The sequence below is a fragment of the Candidatus Defluviilinea proxima genome (assembly GCA_016721115.1).
In the GTDB taxonomy this organism is placed as follows: Bacteria; Chloroflexota; Anaerolineae; order Anaerolineales; family Villigracilaceae; genus Defluviilinea; species Defluviilinea proxima.
In genome coordinates this window covers 2,863,610-2,883,401 of record JADKIW010000001.1, presented here as the reverse complement: position 1 = coordinate 2,883,401, position 19,792 = coordinate 2,863,610, and the positions used below count along the sequence as shown (strand labels likewise).

Below are 19,792 nucleotides of genomic sequence, written 5' to 3'. Positions count from 1 at the left end.
TTTTGATTTTTATTTCACTCGTAAAAACTTCCGTTTTCCAACCTGCAATACACCCGCATGCGGGAAGGGCGAGTCGCCACGTTCCAACACTTCACCGTCAAGGCGTACACCCTTCTGGTCGATCAAACGGCGCGCGTCGCTACGACTTGCCGCCATCTTCGCAACAAGGATCACATCTAAAACGGTCTGACCATCTTGAAGCGCGTACTCGGGCATCTCATCTGGGATATCGCCCTTCTGGAAGAGACTTACGAAAGCGGCCTGCCCCTTATCAGCATCGGCTTCGCTGTAGTATGTGGCAGTGATCTCGTGCGCCAACTTCATCTTCGCGTCACGCGGATGGACGCTTCCATCGGCCAATCCCTTTTCAAAGGCAGAGACTTCGGCAGGCAACCAACGCGTTACAAGCTTTGCATATAACGGCATGGCAGAGTCAGGCACAGACATCACCTTGCCATACATATCCTCCGGCGTGGAGTTAAGCGGGATATGGTTCCCCAACGACTTGCTCATCTTCACCACGCCATCGGTGCCGGGCAATATCGCCATGATGATGCCAATGTTCGGCTTCTCGTCAAAAGCGGCCATCACCTTGCGGCCCGCCGTCACAATATTGAACAACTGATCCGTCCCACCCACTTGCACGTCTGTTTTCAAGGCGTGTGCATCATAGCCTTGCATGATGGCATAGAAGAACTCATGCAAATACACAGCATCCCCGCCATCCCAACGCTTACGGAATGCTTCTCGCGTGAGGAATTGCTGAATGGTGAAATTCGAACCGAGTTTGATCAGATCTGCAAAGGTCAATTGCGAAAGCCATTCATGGTTAAAGCGAACGGTCGTCTTGCTTTTGTCCAAAATGCGAAACGCCTGTTCAGCATACGAGCGTGCATTTTCCATTACTTCATCTTGCGTGAGCAATGGGCGAAGCTTATCCTTATCCGAAGGGTCGCCGATCAGCGATGTATACGTCCCGATCAAGAATGTAACGTCATGCCCCAGGTCTTGAAACTGGCGCAGTTTTCGCATTGTCACTGTGTGACCAATGTGCAAGTCAGCGGTCCGTGGATCGTAACCACAATACACACGCAACGGGCGCCCCGCCTTTTCCGCTTCGATCAAACGTTGGCGCAGGTCAGCGGCCATGGCTTTCGTCAATTCCTCATCGCCATACTCCGTGCCCTGCATCAATAATTGGACTTGTTCTTCAATATTCATTTTCTGCCTCCTAAACAGGGGTTTGCCCTGAAAATTTACAAACAAAAACGCGCCCTCGATGGTGGGCGCGTTCAGATACACCATCGTTGGATTTACAGATGGCGATAATAATACGCGTTTACGAACTGGGGCTCGAACATGCGCCTATTATACACGCGAAGCAGTCCAGTGGACAACATCATTGACCGAGATTGAAGGCAAACGACCACGGACCTTTGACACTGTAGAACTCATCGCTGTAGACGATCTGTTCCGCCTCTTCCTGCGACATTGTGTCTGGTTTGCTTAAGATTTGCATTATCTGCACCCCACCTGAATCCACGCAACCCAACTGGATGGCGATTCCGCGTTCAGTGAGAGTCTGTTGGATCTTGGGCATGTAGATCGTACAGTAATCTTCATCGCGCAGTAAAGGAGCTATTGCATCAATCGTGACAGTCACATTCGTCAAATCGGCATCAGGCGGGATATTGAAGAAAGCCAAGTCATCACACCGCACTCCAGACTGCCCCTCTACAGCTTCCTGCACACGCAACATGGTAGAGCTAAAATCAACAACTGCCCCACCAGCATATTGCAAGCTCGCTCCCGAGATAGACCAGTTGGACGTATCCAACAACGTAAAACAAACTTCAGCATGAACTTCCTTACCGTCACGCCAGGCACGGTCCACGCGCACCTCAATCCCGCTCAAAGTTTGCACAGGGGCCACAGATTGCGACTGAACTGTCGGGTAGGATGGGTCAATGTAAGCGGTAGGCACACCTGGCTCCACGTTTGGGGCAGGTGTCAAATTACAAGCAGAGAGAAGTAAGGCCAGTAATACAAGTATTTTTTTCATTATTTTCTCCTTTGGAATCAGGGAGTGTGCTCCCATAATACGCCAGCAAGCTGGCTGACTCCATATTTATTTGAAGATATCCTTCACTGCATCTTTAAGCTTCGGAAATTGAAATTTATATCCGAGTTCAAGCAGACGTTTGGGCTGTGAGTAACTGCCTTCGGTGAGCAAAACACTCATCTCACCCAGAGGGATTCGCAAAAGGAAAGCAGGAAGGTGAAACCAATAGGGGCGTTTCAAATGGGTCGCGATGATCTTCATAAAATCCGCGTTGGAAGTTGGGGTTGGAGCAATCAGGTTGAAAGGTCCACGTGCGTTTTCGTTCTCGAGCAAAAATTTTATCGCTGAAACTTGATCTGCAAGATGGATCCATGGTGTGGCTTGTTTGCCATCGCCAAATCGTCCACCAAAGAACAACCGTACAGATAATGCCATGAGCGGGAACAATCCGCCACGCCCAGAAAGGACAACAGCAGTACGAGTGACAACGCGGCGAACACCCAGTTCTTCAATGGGCTTGGTGGCATCTTCCCAGCCAACAGTGAGTTGCGCAAGAAAGTCACTAGCGGGCGGCGTGGATTCGTCAGCGATGGAGTCGTTTCGGAGGCCGTAGTGGTTGATGCCAGAGGTTTGCAGAAAAACGCTTGGGCGATGGGAAGAGTCTTTTATGGCAGAGGCAAGCGCAAATCCAGGAAAGACGCGAGAGTCAATGAATCTTTGCTTTTGACGTTTTGTCCATGGCCAATGTTCCAGTCCGTATCCGGTTAAATTAATAACCGCATCCACTTCATTGATGATGTAGCCCCAACCTTTTGTTGTTTTTCCATCCCATTGGATCTGGCTGGAATCTTTTGGTATACGGCGGGTCAGAATAAAGACCTTGTGACCATCTTGTTGCAATGATTTTGTGAGAGCGGTTCCGATGAAACCGGAGCCGCCTGCGATCAATACATTCATAGTGCGCTCCTCAATGACAGTTTCGTGTCACTCCCCAAACGTGGTTTTGCAAATTATGTTATCTGGCATATAATCGTGCCTGTTGCGGAGGCAGAGTGCAAGACCCTGTACTGGTGCTAAACGCCAATTTCGAACCGATCAATGTCTGTTCCACACGCAGAGCCGTTGGATTATTGCTGGCGGGCAAAGCCGATATGGTTGTGAACGGACGCGGTCACATAAAAACTGTAAAGCAATTGATCCCGCGTCCTTCGGTCATTCGGTTAGAGATGCAGATCCATCGACCCAGACCTCGCGTCAAGTTGACACGTCGCGAGGTATTTCGCCGCGACAATTATACCTGTCAGTACTGTGGAAAACGTGATGGTGGCATGACGGTTGACCATGTGATCCCGCGTCATATGGGTGGCGGGCACGAGTGGACGAATGTGGTGACAGCCTGTCCGCATTGTAATCATCGCAAAGGTGGGCGCAAAGTAGAGGAAGTTCACATGCATTTGTTCCATCCACCCAAGGAACCGCCAGCCAGTGCACAATACATTTTTGGCAGGCACCTGAATGAATACCGTGAATGGGAACCGTACATCAACGGCTGGTAATCTTGAACAGAAAAGGGACAGTTACTTCAAAGGTAACTGTCCCTTTATTTTTACGGCGCGGATAATATTTATAATTCAATCGTCATAAAATCTTTTGCGACAACGACCTCGCCTTGAAAGGTCTTACTGGCTTCTTTAGCAATATCACCTTTGGCAAAACGGCCGGTTGGGTAGTGAATAAGGTAAAGCTTACCAGCTTCCGCCTTGGTCGCGATCTCACCTGCTTGTTCTGCAGACGAGTGCCCAAAGGTAGCGCCGCCTGCTTCATGGATGAGGATATCCACCCCATCCGCAAGGCGGACGGTTTGTTCACAGGGTTCAGTATCACAGGAATAGGCAAATAGCTTTTGAGTCTTTTTGCATTCCACGCGAATGCCTATGGTGGGAACCATATGATGAACTGGTGAAGCTGTGATCTTGAAGTCGTCGCAATCCATAACGAAAGCTTTCTCTGCTTCAGGCAACCGGTAAAAGGCAACAGGAAAGAAATTCGGCCATTCCGCCCAACCATAAAAACCCATCAGGTTTTCGAGACGATCCATTGTGAAGTGAAGGCCATAGATGTTGATCGGCTTGGTGCGCCCCATCAGCCACATGTCCATGAGAAGAAGCGGGACACCAGAAACATGATCGGGGTGAAAGTGAGTGATGATGATGTCAGTCAATTCGTTGAAATCCAACCCCGCCTGTTCCAAACGGACTACAGGGTTGCTGACACAGTCCACAAGGATGGAACGATCATCTCCGATGATCGCGAGATGCGTATTTTCATGATCCTTGGTGGGTACGGCGTTGGATGATCCGAGTATGATGACTTTTGGCACGATGGGTCACTCCTCTTTTATAGTAACGGGAATGCCATTTTGATGAGTACGGGGGTGAGATAGATCTCGATCACAGCCGCAACCGCCAATAATGGAACAACCAGACCAATGAAGACCCTGAACCAGTCCGCCAGTGACAGGAGGAAGGTCTCTCCTAAACTTTTATCTGTGTTGGGCGATACCAATAAGGCGCCCACTCGCAACATGGCCGCCGTCGCCAACATAATAGCGGTCAACTCAAATAAACCATGAGGTAAAACACCAACTACGAAGGTCAGGAGCGGAGAGAACCCAACCAGTTGCGCCGCGCCTAATACCCCGCCAACCAATGCAAAGTTCACCATGAATAGGGTGAGTCCCAATGTACCAAACGAAACCAGCCCCATCAACAAGAAAGCGAGTGTGGTACGTGCGTTATGAAGGAACAACACCGGCGCAGGTAAGGCATCGCCAAGGTTATCGAGGTCAACTAGATTGTCTCCAACCATTGTCCTGAGTTCTTGTGTGCGTTCAGGTGTGATGTCAACATAAGTAGGAACATTGATAACCACCCAAGCATAACTAGCCACTACAGAGATAACCGCCAAAGCGATCACGATAATTAGAGGTTGTCGTAGTTGCCGTAACGTAAGAGGAAGCTCTACTCGATACCATTCCCAGATCGACTCCGCCTGCCCCACAAACTGTCCACGCACAACACGATAGATATTCTTGATGCTCAACGTGTCGATCTCACGTCCGAGCAGGTATTCTCGTTTGAAGTGAGCCAATCCCAATCGCACAAGAAGCGCTGAAAGCAAAGCCACGGCAATGATCGCGAACCACAGAACATCTTCGTTGCCCCAAAAGATCAGAATGGTCTCGCCTTGCAATAAAAACGCAACCGGCACTACAACAAATGATGCCATCAAATTTGCAGAACGGATTGTTGTAGCCTGTACCGATATCACGATCGCAGAACTGACCATGAGAACCGCATGCGCCAACGTCAACAAGAAGATCAAAGACAACATGTACGCGCTGGGGAATTGCACATCGCGCCGCGATACTAGTATCAGGTAAATCACGATGGAAATAAAACTAAATACAAGTGGCGTAGTAATTCCCACCAACAATTTGCCAAGATACAAATGTCTGTCTTCCAAAGGCGAAGACAACAAAGGCTCAATTGTGCCGCGCTCTTTTTCACCTACAAACGATTCCAGGGCCACCACAAGCGTAAAAGACAACGGGAAAAACCCGATCACCAGAATAACGAATGGGATCAAGTTGGCAAGAATGAGGCTTCCGCCAAAGCGATTCATAAAAGCAACCGCCTGACGTGTTGTATCGTCTGCGATGAATGGGAACACCAATATCAACAAAGTCATCGGCGCCACGATACGCCAATCACGAAGCTGATCGAGGAACTCACGCCTCGCGATCAGCCAGATCGCATCCCAATTACGCCGCATACGCCACCCCTTGAGCATCAGCCATTGTTTTCAAATATACCTGCTCCAGTTTTCTCGAAACTTCTTGAAATGAAACAAGAGGAGCATTTCGAGATGTCAACTCATGAACGATCTTTGGATTGACCAAATGCGGCGCTTCTACCTGGAACCGCAAACTGGTACTGTCGCGAGAGGCCAGAGTTACACCTTCAGGCAGATTCAAATCACCTGCATCAAAAGGCTCGGCAAACTTCGCTTCGTATTCCACCGGCCCAAGTACTTGACGTTTTAACTCGTCCAAGGTTCCATTGAGCAATATCTTTCCCCGATAAATGATCGCGATCCTATCGGCAAGGGCCTCAGCTTCGGCTAGATTGTGCGAACAAAGGATGATCGTCCGCTTGGACGATTTCAGACGGGCGATCTCATTTCTCACCAACTGCGCAGACTCAGGGTCCATTGCCGAAGTAGGTTCATCCAACAACAGCACAGCGGGATCATGCATCAACGCACGTGCTAATGCCAATTTCTGCTTCATACCCTTAGAGTATTCACCAGACCGTCTACGTGCCGCCTCTGATAAGCCAAAATACTCAAGTAAATAATCACTCCGCTTTTTTCTAGCGTCGGCATCCATGCTGTATACCCTGCCGAAATAATCCATGTACTCTTCGCCGGTCATACGCATGTATAAGCCATGTTGTTCAGTCAACACACCGACATTTGCCCGGATCTCTCGGGGATTCTTCGTCACATCATAGCCAGCAACACGCGCCCAGCCACGTGTCGGCGTCAATAACGCCGTCAGCATACGGACCGTTGTCGTTTTGCCAGCACCATTCTGCCCAAGCAACGCAAGGATCTGCCCAGGCTGTACATTCAATGTAACGCCATCCACAGCCCAGAAATCATTATTGTATTGTTTGCTTAAATCATGTGTCTCTATCATTAGCACCTATCTTTCCCATTAAAAGTCACGGTTGACCTTATGGTCAATAAGACAACGGTCACCTTGAAAATCTTATCACTTTTCGAGGGGATCAGGCCTTACGATGCCGTAAATATAATGAGACTGCCGCAATCAGAGCAACCACCGCCATAATGGTCTGATTGATATTGATGCCCCCAACCAACGAAGCATCGAGCCGCAAAAAGTCCAGAAAGAAGCGGCCAATGGGGTAAACGATCAGGTAAATAAGGAAGATATCGCCATTTTTCAAAGAATCAGCAAATCGACGGGAAATCCACAACAACAGGAACATGTTCATCAAGTTCCATAAAGATTCATATAGGAACAATGGATGGTAGTATTCCACGTCAAGATAGTTCGCCAAACGATGAGCAGGGTCAATGTAAAGCTTCCACAGAAGGTTCGTGGGCGCGCCATAGAGTTCTTGATTGAAAAAATTTCCCCAGCGGCCGATCGCCTGACCCAACGCAAGACTCGGAGAAATGATGTCGGTCCACTCTGCAAAGTTGATCCCTGTTTTGCGAGAATACAAATATAAAGTGATCAAACCACCAATGATCGCGCCAGGAATTCCAAGCCCACCCTTCCAAATGGCCAACGCATCTAACGGATGTGTAAAATACCAGCCTGTTGTTATCCCCGTGGATGGAGACGGCGTGAGAATATGCCACAACCGCGCACCAATGATGCCACCGATCAACAAATAGATAAACATATCCCAAACGATCTCAGGATCATATCCACGACGTTTTGCTTCACGGACGGCCAAAAATCCGCCGATCAATGCGCCGCTCATGAGAATGATTCCATAAAAACGAATAGTCAGTGGACCAATACTAAAACCTTCAGGCATGGATACCTCTAATTTTCCTTCTTTGTTCTAACTTTTGCGTATTTGCGAACATACCAAATGCGCTGTAAAGCAGTGACATTCGCAAAGACAGCCAGAATGCCTAGTCCCCAATAAAGCTTGTTGAAGATCAATGAGGGAGCGAGAACAAGGTAACGTTCTGCACGTGTCAGCAAACCAACTTTAGCCTCATATCCCAATCCCTCAGCCCGCGCCTTGACGTATGAAACCAAGACTGAACCTGCCGCTGCACCGAAGGTAAGCATGCCGCCAAGTGTATCGCCCTTCTCTAAAAAGTAATACAACAACCCGGCGTAAATGAATAACTCAGAATATCGGTCAGAGACAGAATCGACATACGCGCCCCAATCGCTCGCCTCGCCACGCAAACGCGCCATTGTTCCGTCCAACGCATCGACAGGAGTCATCAACGTGATCCAGAGTCCGCCGGTCAACATCTCACCACGTGCAAGATAATACGCACCGATAACGTTGCCAAGCATTCCCAGCATGGTGACCATGTTGGGCGTCAAACCCAACTTGAGAAAAAACCTTCCCAATGGGTCGAGCACCCACTTGAACCATAACCTCAAATAATCTGTGAATGTTTTTTTCGTAGCTACTTTATTGGGTGTATTTTCCATGAATCAATTCTTTATTAAAGGTTTTGTCATACATCATCGCTGGGCGATTCTTCATCCAGCGGACCCAGCAATACATCGCGTTCTTTGCCACCGCCCAGTGACGGACCAACAACGCCCATTTCTTCCAATTGATCCAATAAACGCGCCGCTCGCGGATAACCGATACGCAACCGTCTCTGTATCAAAGACGCTGAGGCACGTTGACTTGACCTCACAATGGAAACTGCTTGTTCGATCAAACCTTCATCTTCGTTGTCTTCTGGTTCGGTCAATAATTTTTCCCATGGGGCAGTCGGGTCATTGGCTTCTGCATTCTTCTGCCAGTGAGCAATGACGCGTTCGATCTCCATATCAGTGACGTAGATACCCTGTGCACGGACGGGGCTTCCCACTTCAGGGTTGAGGAAGAGCATATCGCCACGGCCCAACAAACTTTCTGCGCCAGTCGTATCGAGAATAACGCGGCTATCCACACCCGAAGCCACTGAGAACGCCAAACGCGCCGGGAAGTTCGCCTTGATCAAACCCGTCACCACATCCGTAGATGGGCGTTGCGTGGCAACGATCAAATGGATACCAGTAGCACGCGCCATCTGCGCAAGACGCACGAGGTTATGTTCGGTCTGGTCAGGTGCAGACATCATCAAGTCTGCGAGCTCATCGATCAACACAACAATACGCGGAAGGGGCATGCTGTCTTTTTTACGCGCAAGTTTGCGGTTATACGTCTCAAGGTCACGTGCATGCGCAGATTCGAGCAAGCGATAACGATGCTCCATCTCCACTACAACCCAACGTAATACGCCTAAAATTCGATCCACGTTCGTTTCGACTTTGCCATACAAATGCGGCAAGCCATTGAAACGCAATAACTCCACCATCTTCGAGTCGATCATCACCATACGCAGGTCTTCCGGCGCATTGTTCATGGCAAGACATACCGCAAGCGAAGTAATACAAATGGACTTACCAGAACCTGTCGCGCCTGCGATCAACAAGTGTGGCATGCGCGACAAATCCGCGACCAAAGGCTGACCCGAAACATCACGCCCCAAGGCAAGTGCAAGCGGCGCACCGATCTTATGGAAGACTTCAGTTTCCAACAACGGGCGCAAACGAACATTGGATTGATACGAGTTGGGCACTTCAATGCCCACGTATGGTTTTCCCGGTACCGGCGCTTCAATACGCAAGCGTTCAGCCGATAGAGCAAGCGCGAGATCCTTTTGCAATGAAGCGATCTGCGCCACGCGCACCTTCATCTGCCTTTCATCCTCTTCGCTGGCACCAGCCTTCTTCATAAAACCAGGTTGCACAGCAAACTGCGTAACCGTTGGCCCCACACGGAACCCGATCACGGTTGCAGGAATGCCAAACTCAGCCAATGTTTTTTCGACCATGCCCGCCGTCTGATTGATCGTGCGTTCATCTGGGCGCGAGGCTTGGTCTGCAAGCAGGATATTGAGTGAAGGCAAACGTTCATCGCGATTGCGTGGTTCTGCCTTTTTATCTTTTTGTTCAGATGCTTTGAAGGATTTTCTAAACTCAGGAGGAAGAGGCGTTGACTTCTTTTTCTCTGAGCGAGGAGCTTCTTTTTTCTCCTCAACAACAATCGCCTCTTGCTGGACCTCGGGCTGGATCACTGTTTCCACCTGGCGGAGTCTCCCCTGCAACCTTCATCAGCCACTTTTCAATGAACGCCCAAAGATTGAAACCGCTCATTACAGCAAGAAGCCATAAAACGAACATCAACAACGTGCCGGGAATTTTGTCTAATCGCCAGAAAAGTTGCGTGATGCCCCAACCGATACGACCACCATATTTACCGGCCTCTGCATCAAGGACGGAATTGCCTCCTAGTGCAGCAAACAGGCCCAAGGTCAGAAATGAAGCGATCTCTAACGCGAAGAGACGGCCCCAGTGTAGGCGCGTCTCCACACGGCGAAGAAGGGAAAATCCAGCATATCCCAATATTGCTACAACAAAATACGAACCCCAACCAAACCATAGAGAAAGAAAGACAACCCAGGGAACGAGCCATGCGCCCTGTGTATATTTACCAAGTGCAAGAAACGTCATGACCGCAAACGCGATCAATGAAACGCCAAGCGCATCACGCACGAACCGCCCAAAGTGGTGGTTAAAACTCGCGAGACGGTCAAGCCACTCATTGCGGCTTTCTGATTCGTACGTGCGGACGGGCTTTGTGTGTTTTGTCATTCGCCGCCTAAAGCCATGCTAAAACCCAAACGTTGATGGCTTGCTTCGACATGTAAGACGCGTAGATCCACTCTTTGCCCCACAGACAAAATATCGCGTGGAGATTGCCCGGCTTCCAGCGGCATTTCGGTAGCATGGATCAAACCTTCCACGCCAATATCAAGGCTGGCAAACGCACCATAAGAAAGCACATTCGTGACCGTGGCCGAAACAACCTTGCCTTCCGGGAATTCGTCGAGCGCATGTTCCCACGGGTTAGGGAGCAAACGCTTGCGGCTCAATGCCACACGACAACGTTCTGCCGAAAGCTCCAGCACTTGCACGTCCAATTCCTGCCCGAGTTTGACCAGCTGATTGGGATGCGAAACACGTCCCCACGACAATTCGGAAATGTGGATCAAACCTTCCACACCACCAAGGTCAAGGAATACGCCGAAATCGGTGATGTTGGTGACCAGCCCTTTTACATTCATGCCGGGCGCAAGCGTATGAAAGAGCTCTACACGTTTACCGGGTTCTGAAAGAGCGGCGCGCTCAGAAAATATGATCCGCTCATCTTCCGGCACACACTCGATGATCTTGACCTTCAAGGTTCTACCCGCATAGGTTTCCAGAGAAGCATCGCGGTCTTCAGTATCTTCCTTGCCAGCCAATTCGATCAAATGAGATAACGGCACAAAACCGGTCAGCCCATCGCCCTCCACGAGCAGACCGCCACGGTTATGACCCGTCACCTTCATTTCGATGATTCGGTCATTTTTGTAAAATGATCGAATCGAATCCCAATCCACCTGAACCGTTTTTTCCTCAGGAGCCTTCCCACCAGTCTCCTGCGAGTTGGTAACATGCACCGCCACTGCCTTTGGGCTCGGAGCGGTATACCTTTGCTCTTCGGCTAAAACCGATTCCCACCACCCCTCATCTACTACAGGCATTTCGTTTTTGTATCTCTTTTTGTCATCCTTTTGAACGTTCATCCTGCCCTCCCATTTACCTTTTCAATTTGTTCCATCTCAATAATGGCGTGCGCAACTGCTTCAACAGCCACTCGTTGCTTCCGATAAAGATCCGCCTCAGACATGGCAAGGCGGCCTGCCACTTCACGAACTTTACGCCCCTCAATGAATTTCATTTCGAGAATGTTATACAGTATCCACTCACTTGTAAACTTACGGTCCCCGTCAGGTTTTACCTGGTCCACTGCGTGACGGAGTAACGCGCGTAAGGCGTTTGAAGCATTACCTTCATAATCGTCCATGAATGTTTTAACCGTCTGCAAACGCAACAATGGACTATTCGTCAGCTTGGGGCCACCCCAATAATGTGTAAGCGCATCTTTCACCCAATCTGCCATATCCGATTCTTCAAAGATAGGTTCGGTCAACAAGTTGTTGGTCGTATCGTATCGTCCAGCCGCGCGGATACGTTGCAACATGTCCATTTGAGGCTGGAGATCTTCCAACGAACGGAATACACGCTGTTGTAACTGACGATCTTCCAGCGCCAGTGAAACGCGGTCTGCCAAGAGCCAGAGCGAGTCTCGTTGATCCTTGTCCAATACCTGTTCTGACCGTCTAGCAATACCCAGCAATCCCAACAGAGGCGGCGCTTCATCGCGATCACCGTTGAATTTGCGCTGGTGCAGTGGCAAAATCCAAAAATCACCCCAAATGAATTCATGCCGTTTACCGTTTCCGTTGCCATTGTGATGCATGACCTGCAAAGCATCATTCAGGTTTTCCTGCACGAGCAATGCGCGGTTGCCTGCGATCACATTCAGGGACAATTCATCTCCATCCAATGCGGCGACAAACGCACACGGCGATTGAAGGTGGTCACGCACAGCGGCGAGGACGCTTTCAAGGAACTGTTGCAAATCACCTTGTGTAAGCAAGCGTTCTTCGATATTTTGAAGGAGTTGTATCTCCTCACGGTCGCGACCAAAGAACAAAACACGTTCCCACAATGGGGAAAGCAATGTAATGGCATGTTCGAACAACAATACCGTCACCACCATCACCAATGGGACAAAACCCGAATACGGATTGCCCTCAAACAATTCCCCCGCACGGCGGACAACGGTCATCAAAGCCAACGCAAGCGAGGCCGTCACCGGGCCACGCAGGAGCCATTTGAACAGGCGACTCTTTACAATCCGGTCCGGCCATGAAACACCGAAGAAGGCTACTGCATATGCCATTGCTACAACTAAAACTGCAACAAGGATATTGATAACAAGAAGGACAGACCAAAAAAACAGCGGGAAACTGGCCGCAAAGGTAGAACCAAACAACAGGTACGGATACGAACCGAGCGCCGGGGCCGTGGCACCCGCCATCAGGTACAACATTCTCCGTCGGCCGGAGCGAGTCAACATGCGGCGATAGGCGCGGATGAAGTTATAGCCTGCCCACGTAATGATGCCGATGTAGTAAAGCGTAAAGACTTCCGTCCATATCGTGCGCTGTAAATGCGGGGCTGGCTTACCATTTGTCACCAACCCACCAACCAGCAAGCCCGAGATCAAAAGAAACACAAACAGAAGAGAAGCCACATACACAAGACGCACTGCAAGACGCCTGCGTCCACGAGATGGACGACCTGCCGTCACAAGTAGTGCATCTGATAAATGCAAATAAGCTGGGGGTAAAAAGATAATGCCGATCCACTGCGCCCGCAAGAGCATCTCAATTCCCCAATCTGGCACAGTCTTATTTTGAAGGGCTTCAGTGGTAAAGACAACAACAACACAAAGCAGAATGATCGCAAATGAACGAGCAACGCGGTCACGCAAGTTGAACGACAAGGCATATAGGAACAAGGAAAAAGCGGTGATCGCTATGCCAGCCGTCAAGATATTATTTAGAACTTGAAGCCCCGCCAATAAACTTTCAAGCCAACCGTTAAACATTCGATCCTTCCCAAAAACTTATTTTAATGCTCTCCCGAAGAACAGTGCTACATCCTGGGTTGGGTAATATTGGTCATTATACCCGCAGAATTCATAACCGAACTTTTGCGCCAACCTGATACAAGGATGGTTCTTGGACTGCATCTCGATCACAATGCGACGCACGCTTCTTTCCAACGCCCAAGCCTGGATCCCGTCCAACAAAGCGGATGCGGCGCCCTGACGCCTTGCTTCCGACGCAACAACCAGATCAATCACCCGCACCACCGTCGAAGCGTGTTCTTCCATCGCACAAGCATAACCAACAGGGACATCGCCTTTTACAGCTACCAACATAACATCCCGTTTTTTCCATTCATCCACCAATAGCAACGGATTGCGCGGATATGACACAGTCACCGCGCGCGGCAAACGCACCTCATGAAAATTGGCGGCCACCTGTTTCGCTTCGCTTCGTAACTCCAACTGCCAAACATAATCACTTGAGCAGGTGTGATCCAATGTCACCAAGCGTTGCAGGTCACTTGAGTTCACAGGTCGTATCTCAAAAGAAGACATTCATTCTCCCGTTATTTGTTCGCCACACGCACAGAGATCACGCAAGGCTCAAGGGTTTTACCAACATTATCAATAATAACCAACTGCAAAAAGTAATCTCCATTTGTAATCGTGGTGGTATCCCATTCGCCTAATTCATCACCTTTGACGATCTTATCACCAGCCGCAATGGTCACCCAGTTAGTGGACCCAACCGGTGCGTACTCGTATTTGTAAAAGCCAAAATAGGCCACATCAACCGTACCGGCCAATGTAATGGTACCGCTTATTTCCTCAGCAGGTTTGGGCGAGGTCAACATGAGCTTATCTTTCACACATCCCTTCATGCCGCTTTGTGGAGCTGACGTTGCAAGTGAAACCACTCCATTTGCAGGTGCTGTCCCGACAGGAGTGGCAAGCAGGTCGAGCGTAGGCGTCACCAATATATCAACAGCAGGCAAGGATGGCGCAATGAACGTAGCGATATAAAATTCACCAAAGAACAGGAACAGGACAAGCAAACCAAAAGCGGTTGCCCGTCTCAATCGATTCAATGCAAATTCACGTTCAAGGGAATACACAGCGTTGTGCCACTCACGCCAGGTGTGCCACATCCAACGGAAGGCATATAACCCCATGATCGTCAAAGCGATATAGATCAGAGGGCCGTAGGTAGCAAGGGAACGATAGATCAAGCCCATAACGGGAACACTATAACGCGCAATACGCCGCGAAGAATAGTTTCGATCTTGGGAGTAATCACTCTGCCTGCCTCAATAACTTCTTCATGAGTCGTGACAGTTGAACCATCAAGGTTGGCCTTGTTACTGATACCAGAAAAACCCAACACGCGCATACCACCATGGCGAGCCACGATCACCTCAGGCACCGTAGACATTCCCACGGCATCGGCTCCTGCCATTCGCAAAAAGCGCAAATCTGCAGGGGTTTCAAAAGAGGGCCCACTCAAACCGCAGTAGACTCCCTCTCGTAATGAAATCGTATTCTCTACTGCGACCTTCCGCGCAATCGCCATCAATTCGGGATCATAAGAACGACTCATATCCGGGAAACGCGGACCAAGCTCATCGATGTTCGGCCCCATAAGCGGATTCGCTCCCGCCATACCGATCAAATTCAGGTTGTCGGTAATCAACATCACATCCCCCGGCACGAAATCAGGGTTGATACCACCCGCCGCATTCGTAACGATCAACATCTCTAATCCAAGTCGCAACATCACACGCACCGGCAAAGTGACCTGCGACATGCTATAACCTTCATAAAAATGTGTGCGTCCCTGCATAACGAGGACCGGCTGTGATTCCAACTCACCGATCACGAGCCGTCCTGCATGCCCAAACACTGTCGAAATCGGCCAGTTGGGCAGATCGCTATACGGGACGAAATCGGCTTTTTGAACAGAATCAGCCAAACCGTTAAGTCCCGAGCCGAGAATTAATCCAACACGTGGCTTATAGGACGTCTTCGAACGTACCGCATCCGCCGCCTGGTCAATTTGTTCCAGAGTAACATATGTGTTCATGTGAATTCTTCTTTTTAGGTTAAGATAAGGGTCACTGCCCCTCATGCAGTTAAAAAAATTATAACAGATAACAACTTGCAACGTTGTAAGTAACAAAACAAAAGTCGCTTTGTCTTGCAGGATACAATATGTTAAATCGCACACATATGTCAGCTATACAACCTTCACGGTCCCATAAGGCACAGATCATCCTTGCGGGTGTTCTCTCGATCCTGGCACAAGGTCTGTTGATCCTGCCCATAACTCTGACATCCTATCTTCCTTTACCACATTGGGGAAGCATCGCTGCAGGCGTAAGTTTGTTTGCGATTGCCACGATCTGGGTGGTATCGATCATACGGTCTTTACGAACAGGATGGCGCGGCAACGCGCATTTCATCCTCAATCAAGCGATCATTGTCTTTGGCATTTTTCTTATTTCAGACGCATCCGATTCAACCGCACATTTGGGCGGCTTCATCTTAACCAGCCTGATCACCGCTCTGACCGTTTACGGCATCATCGCAAACACAACATCCCCAACACTGATATCGCCTTCTGATGATCTTCAAAAAGAAAAAGAGACAACCGTACGCCTGCCAGACCTTTCTCAAAATATTGATGCACTCAAAGAACAAGCATCGATCGCAACCCAAAAACTAAATTCCGAAAAACAACGTACAACACAACTCACCTATCTCATCGAACTTGGTCATCAACTCAACGATGAATTGGATCCACCTGTCGCGGCACAGCTCGCCGTCAACACATTGGAACGCGCAGTAAGATGCACGGTGGTTTCCTTGATGTTGTATGAGCCAGACACAAAAGAATTTGTCGCGCTTGCTTCCAGCGGAACCATGACCAATATCATACCGCCAGGGTATCGTCAGGCGGCAAGCAAAGGCTTACAAGGACGTGTTGCACGGCAAAAAAAGACGGTCATCGTCAACGACACATTCCATGAGACCGACTTCTCTCCGAACAGCAACGAGAACACGCGCTCAATGATCATTGTCCCCATGCTCTCACATGGACAACTCAGAGGCACATTGGAAGTGCGCTCAGATAGAACGCATGCCTTCAACAACATGGACATTGCCAGCGTAGAGGGTGCCGCTTTCGAACTCTCCCGTGCATGGGAACGTGCCAACTACAATCAGAGATTAACAGAACTTATCCAATCTGGCATTTCCCTCACTACCTTGCTAGATCCACAAGCCGCCGTACAAGAAATAGCCACCCTCACACGCAAAACATTTGACGCACGATTTGTATTTGTCACATTGCTCGATCAACAGGGAGATTTCTCACGTACAGCCCATGCTGGGGAAGCCCCTCGCTTACTCAAAGCGCTCAATGCAAATCCATCTGAAGAGCATCTGTTACAAGCCGCATTAAATGCAACAAAACCTTTCCGTGTGCGCGACTTGCGAAAATATACAAGCGACAGCAACCTTGATATTGATAATTCCAACCTTCGTAGCATACTCGCGATTCCCATTCGCTTACATCGTTTAAGTATTGGGACGATCCTCGCCTTCGGAAAACAAGACGGTGTTTTCTTCTCCGAGAGTGACGAGTCGCTGGCGGACTTGCTTAGTTCACAAGCGGCAGCTTCGGTGGAGAGTTCATGGCTGTATCAAGAATTAAGAAGCACATTGAATATCACGTCCATGCTTCGTCAGTTGAGCGAAGATGTCATCATGACAGAAGAGATCAGCAAGGCGGCTGAAACGATTGCACGTGCCGCCCTGAAAACTACCAGCGCACTTGAAACGGGGATTGTTCTAATGAGCGCCGAGGGAGTAATCCAAGCTGAAGTGGAATTGGATACCAACGGCTTCCATACACGGCGTCAACATCCTATGGAAACGATCCATCAAGCGATACAAACCGGGCAAAGCATGTTTGTGTCGCACGAAAAAGGCTTGTTGGTGTGTTACCCACTTCTTACGCGTTCCAGACCTGTCGGCGCACTGTGGATGTCTATTCCTGAAAGCCGTGGACAGAATTTTGCCAATGTCCAGTTGATGGCAAATCAGGCGGCTGTTTCATTGGAGCGCGTGAACCTGCTTGCCGAATCCCGCAGACAGGCGCGAGAGATCGAAGCCGCATATGAAGAACTTGAGGCTACGTACGATCAAACCCTCAAGGCATTAATGTCAGCGCTTGATGCCCGTGACCGCGAGACAGAGGGTCATAGCATGCGTGTTAGCAAGTTGGCATGTCTTTTGGGAGAAAAGATCGGGTTGACCAGCGAGCAACTCAAAGCGTTGGAAAGAGGCGCGCTTCTTCACGACATCGGCAAAATAGGGATTAGTGACGCCATCCTGCATAAGCCCGGCAAGCTAACCGACGATGAATGGAAGATTATGCGTCTGCATCCAGATATCGGCGCGCGCATTGTCGAACGGATTCCATTTCTGCAAGAATGCATGTACGTGGTTCGTTATCATCATGAGCGTTGGGATGGAAGTGGATATCCGCTTGGCATTAAGGGAGAAGATATCCCTATTCATGCTCGTATCTTTTCAGTAGTGGATGTCTTCGATGCGCTTACCAGTAGTCGCATTTACAGAAAAAGAGCATCAGCTGATGAAGCAGTTCAATATTTAAAAGAAGAAGCGGGGCGTCTGTTTGACAGGGAAATTGTCGAGGCGCTTGCACAATTGCCTTATGCTGAGTATGTGGAAGGCGGCAGTAAGGTATGAAAAGCCGAAAGCCAGTTACGCCATTTTCGCCACACGAAATAAAAACTTTTGTCATGCCCCTTATTCTGGCATCCATCCTTGTGCTGGCAGGGATAATCTATGCCAGCACAGATGGAAGTACAACCACAAACTGGCTTCTTGTCGTTTGCGGCATTGTCGGAATTCTGTATTTATTGGTAACAAATACAATTGTCATTCGGTATGTGATTCTGCGCCGTATTTATAGCGTTATAAATGCCGTCTTCTCTGGTATCGGTCTTGGCATCCTTTCCCTGATTCTTCCTGATGGCATCAGCGAAGCGTCTCACATTGTCATTACCTTTGGTGTACTCGCAGTCGCCACCATGTCCGGAAGGGTCTACGCATACTTAACCATGCTGGCGATCATTGTGGTCAGCCTGCCTAAGCATTTTGCAGCCATGACGACTGTCGGGATGGCTTTGGAATATTTCACACCTCTTGTTGTTTCAGTGGTAGTTATGGAAGTTATCATTCGGCTCCAGGAAACAGCCAACGAACACATCCACCGCCTCGAAACGATCAACAAGGTCAGCCGCGAGATCATGCAGACACTCGATACAAAGCAGACGATCTCGCTTCTGGATTCTACGATTCATGAAACGCTCATTGCTGACACCTATTTCATTGGCATTCGCAAAGGCGACGAAATCGAACTTGAGCTTTTTTTCGACGACAAAGAATATTTCAATGGAACACGTATCCCACTTGATGGCACCCTTTCTGGCTGGGTAATCAAGAACGAAAAAGAGCTTTATCTGCCAGACCTGCAAGATGATGTAGACCTTGAGGGCGTTAAGCACTTTGTGATGGGCAGTGAAAAAACCAGCCTCTCATGGATTGGGGTACCGCTCAAGGCAGAAAATGTGACAGGGGTTCTCGCATTATCATCCTACACGCCCAACGCATTCGATCGCGCTGACCTTGAATTACTCTCCAACCTTGGGCAACATGTGACCCTTGCTCTCGATAACACCATAAAACATGCACTGGTAGAGCAACAGGCCAGGCTTGATAGCTTGACCGGCGTTTACAATCATGAATACTTCCTCAAACAACTAGCCGAACGCGCCAAAGAAGCGGACGAATCAAACACACTTCTCAGTTTAATCATGCTGGATATTGATTACTTCAAGCAATTCAACGATACCTACGGACATTTAGTCGGCGATCGCATTCTTGAGGCACTTTGCACAGCAATCAAACATAACATCAAACAAAATGATGCCGTCGGACGTTGGGGTGGTGAAGAATTTGCCATTTCCCTGCCTGGCGCAGACGGAGCACAGGCGCTCCAAATTGCAAAACGGATCAGTCAAACACTGGGGAATTTACGCGTGGAAGATCTCGAACACAAAACCGTCCCAATCCCCACAATCAGTCAAGGAATTGCCGTATACCCAATCGAAGCCAATGAGATCTACCACTTGGTAGATGCTGCCGACAGGCGTTTGTATGTGGCAAAAGAGCGCGGACGGAATCAGATCGAACCGGGAGATGATTTCTGGAAGAACTAAAATGGACAGGT

General features: G+C 49.2%; 18 protein-coding genes. 3 read left to right on the top strand and 15 right to left on the bottom strand.

Translation table 11 applies throughout. The annotated features are described in order from the left end of the window. Positions 1-9: 9 nt before the first annotated feature. The 3 genes from IPP66_13395 to IPP66_13385 all read right to left on the bottom strand — a co-directional run bounded on the left by IPP66_13395 (position 10) and on the right by IPP66_13385 (position 3,019). Entirely contained in the window at positions 10-1,221 is a 1,212-nt protein-coding gene (locus tag IPP66_13395; protein MBK9926274.1) for a tyrosine--tRNA ligase, read from the bottom strand. Between the two features lie 178 nt (positions 1,222-1,399). After that, positions 1,400-2,062: a hypothetical protein gene (locus tag IPP66_13390; protein MBK9926273.1), complete on the bottom strand. Its 663-nt coding sequence runs from the start codon at positions 2,060-2,062 to the stop codon at positions 1,400-1,402. A 66-nt stretch (positions 2,063-2,128) separates the two neighbouring features. Further along, positions 2,129-3,019, bottom strand: coding sequence for a TIGR01777 family protein (locus IPP66_13385; GenBank protein MBK9926272.1), 891 nt, complete (start codon positions 3,017-3,019; stop codon positions 2,129-2,131). Between the two features lie 95 nt (positions 3,020-3,114). Here IPP66_13385 and IPP66_13380 point away from each other — a divergent pair, with 95 nt between their 5' ends. Then, on the top strand, positions 3,115-3,618 hold the full coding sequence (locus IPP66_13380; GenBank protein ID MBK9926271.1) for an HNH endonuclease: 504 nt from the start codon (positions 3,115-3,117) through the stop codon (positions 3,616-3,618). Between the two features lie 68 nt (positions 3,619-3,686). On the opposite strand, the gene IPP66_13375 is transcribed toward IPP66_13380, so the two are convergent. The 12 genes from IPP66_13375 to IPP66_13320 all read right to left on the bottom strand — a co-directional run bounded on the left by IPP66_13375 (position 3,687) and on the right by IPP66_13320 (position 15,553). After that, a complete protein-coding gene (locus tag IPP66_13375) occupies positions 3,687-4,442 on the bottom strand; it encodes an MBL fold metallo-hydrolase (GenBank protein MBK9926270.1) in 756 nt (251 codons plus the stop codon). 17 nt (positions 4,443-4,459) lie between these two features. Further along, a complete protein-coding gene (locus tag IPP66_13370; protein MBK9926269.1) occupies positions 4,460-5,896 on the bottom strand; it encodes a stage II sporulation protein M in 1,437 nt (478 codons plus the stop codon). Further along, the gene (locus IPP66_13365) at positions 5,886-6,824 is read right to left on the bottom strand and encodes an ABC transporter ATP-binding protein (GenBank protein ID MBK9926268.1); all 939 of its coding nucleotides are present in this window, start codon (positions 6,822-6,824) and stop codon (positions 5,886-5,888) included. Before IPP66_13365 ends, IPP66_13370 begins: the two co-directional genes overlap by 11 nt. A gap of 91 nt (positions 6,825-6,915) precedes the next feature. Then, a complete protein-coding gene (locus IPP66_13360; GenBank protein MBK9926267.1) occupies positions 6,916-7,698 on the bottom strand; it encodes a prolipoprotein diacylglyceryl transferase in 783 nt (260 codons plus the stop codon). Between the two features lie 8 nt (positions 7,699-7,706). After that, positions 7,707-8,339 carry a CDP-alcohol phosphatidyltransferase family protein gene (locus tag IPP66_13355; GenBank protein MBK9926266.1) on the bottom strand — a complete coding sequence of 211 codons (633 nt, stop codon included), beginning with the start codon at positions 8,337-8,339 and terminating at the stop codon, positions 7,707-7,709. Positions 8,340-8,365: 26 nt separating this feature from the next. Continuing rightward, entirely contained in the window at positions 8,366-9,991 is a 1,626-nt protein-coding gene (locus IPP66_13350; protein MBK9926265.1) for a DNA translocase FtsK, read from the bottom strand. Next, the gene (locus IPP66_13345; protein ID MBK9926264.1) at positions 9,942-10,559 is read right to left on the bottom strand and encodes a hypothetical protein; all 618 of its coding nucleotides are present in this window, start codon (positions 10,557-10,559) and stop codon (positions 9,942-9,944) included. Before IPP66_13345 ends, IPP66_13350 begins: the two co-directional genes overlap by 50 nt. Next, positions 10,556-11,536, bottom strand: coding sequence for a S1 RNA-binding domain-containing protein (locus IPP66_13340; GenBank protein ID MBK9926263.1), 981 nt, complete (start codon positions 11,534-11,536; stop codon positions 10,556-10,558). Before IPP66_13340 ends, IPP66_13345 begins: the two co-directional genes overlap by 4 nt. Next, on the bottom strand, positions 11,533-13,470 hold the full coding sequence (locus IPP66_13335) for a hypothetical protein (GenBank protein MBK9926262.1): 1,938 nt from the start codon (positions 13,468-13,470) through the stop codon (positions 11,533-11,535). The genes IPP66_13340 and IPP66_13335 overlap by 4 nt, the downstream gene beginning before the upstream one ends. Before the next feature lie 18 nt (positions 13,471-13,488). Further along, positions 13,489-14,028 (bottom strand): GNAT family N-acetyltransferase, encoded by a 540-nt coding sequence (locus IPP66_13330; GenBank protein ID MBK9926261.1) that lies wholly within the window; start codon positions 14,026-14,028, stop codon positions 13,489-13,491. Between the two features lie 11 nt (positions 14,029-14,039). After that, positions 14,040-14,708, bottom strand: a complete 669-nt coding sequence (locus IPP66_13325; GenBank protein MBK9926260.1) for a hypothetical protein — start codon at positions 14,706-14,708, stop codon at positions 14,040-14,042. Then, entirely contained in the window at positions 14,699-15,553 is an 855-nt protein-coding gene (locus IPP66_13320; GenBank protein ID MBK9926259.1) for a purine-nucleoside phosphorylase, read from the bottom strand. Before IPP66_13320 ends, IPP66_13325 begins: the two co-directional genes overlap by 10 nt. A gap of 128 nt (positions 15,554-15,681) precedes the next feature. Here IPP66_13320 and IPP66_13315 point away from each other — a divergent pair, with 128 nt between their 5' ends. Both IPP66_13315 and IPP66_13310 read left to right on the top strand, forming a co-directional pair. After that, on the top strand, positions 15,682-18,246 hold the full coding sequence (locus tag IPP66_13315; GenBank protein MBK9926258.1) for a GAF domain-containing protein: 2,565 nt from the start codon (positions 15,682-15,684) through the stop codon (positions 18,244-18,246). Continuing rightward, positions 18,243-19,781, top strand: coding sequence for a GGDEF domain-containing protein (locus tag IPP66_13310; GenBank protein ID MBK9926257.1), 1,539 nt, complete (start codon positions 18,243-18,245; stop codon positions 19,779-19,781). Before IPP66_13315 ends, IPP66_13310 begins: the two co-directional genes overlap by 4 nt. Positions 19,782-19,792 lie beyond the last annotated feature (11 nt).

What these genes read in the sequence shown, in the direction of transcription:
- IPP66_13320 (MBK9926259.1), bottom strand. Translation starts at nt 15,553, where the DNA reads ATGAACACATATGTTACTCTGGAACAAATTGACCAGGCGGCGGATGCG.
- IPP66_13365 (MBK9926268.1), bottom strand. Translation starts at nt 6,824, where the DNA reads ATGATAGAGACACATGATTTAAGCAAACAATACAATAATGATTTCTGG.
- IPP66_13325 (MBK9926260.1), bottom strand. Translation starts at nt 14,708, where the DNA reads ATGGGCTTGATCTATCGTTCCCTTGCTACCTACGGCCCTCTGATCTAT.
- IPP66_13340 (MBK9926263.1), bottom strand. Translation starts at nt 11,536, where the DNA reads ATGAACGTTCAAAAGGATGACAAAAAGAGATACAAAAACGAAATGCCT.
- IPP66_13370 (MBK9926269.1), bottom strand. Translation starts at nt 5,896, where the DNA reads ATGCGGCGTAATTGGGATGCGATCTGGCTGATCGCGAGGCGTGAGTTC.
- IPP66_13360 (MBK9926267.1), bottom strand. Translation starts at nt 7,698, where the DNA reads ATGCCTGAAGGTTTTAGTATTGGTCCACTGACTATTCGTTTTTATGGA.
- IPP66_13335 (MBK9926262.1), bottom strand. Translation starts at nt 13,470, where the DNA reads ATGTTTAACGGTTGGCTTGAAAGTTTATTGGCGGGGCTTCAAGTTCTA.
- IPP66_13395 (MBK9926274.1), bottom strand. Translation starts at nt 1,221, where the DNA reads ATGAATATTGAAGAACAAGTCCAATTATTGATGCAGGGCACGGAGTAT.
- IPP66_13345 (MBK9926264.1), bottom strand. Translation starts at nt 10,559, where the DNA reads ATGACAAAACACACAAAGCCCGTCCGCACGTACGAATCAGAAAGCCGC.
- IPP66_13310 (MBK9926257.1), top strand. Translation starts at nt 18,243, where the DNA reads ATGAAAAGCCGAAAGCCAGTTACGCCATTTTCGCCACACGAAATAAAA.
- IPP66_13315 (MBK9926258.1), top strand. Translation starts at nt 15,682, where the DNA reads ATGTTAAATCGCACACATATGTCAGCTATACAACCTTCACGGTCCCAT.
- IPP66_13330 (MBK9926261.1), bottom strand. Translation starts at nt 14,028, where the DNA reads ATGTCTTCTTTTGAGATACGACCTGTGAACTCAAGTGACCTGCAACGC.
- IPP66_13355 (MBK9926266.1), bottom strand. Translation starts at nt 8,339, where the DNA reads ATGGAAAATACACCCAATAAAGTAGCTACGAAAAAAACATTCACAGAT.
- IPP66_13390 (MBK9926273.1), bottom strand. Translation starts at nt 2,062, where the DNA reads ATGAAAAAAATACTTGTATTACTGGCCTTACTTCTCTCTGCTTGTAAT.
- IPP66_13385 (MBK9926272.1), bottom strand. Translation starts at nt 3,019, where the DNA reads ATGAATGTATTGATCGCAGGCGGCTCCGGTTTCATCGGAACCGCTCTC.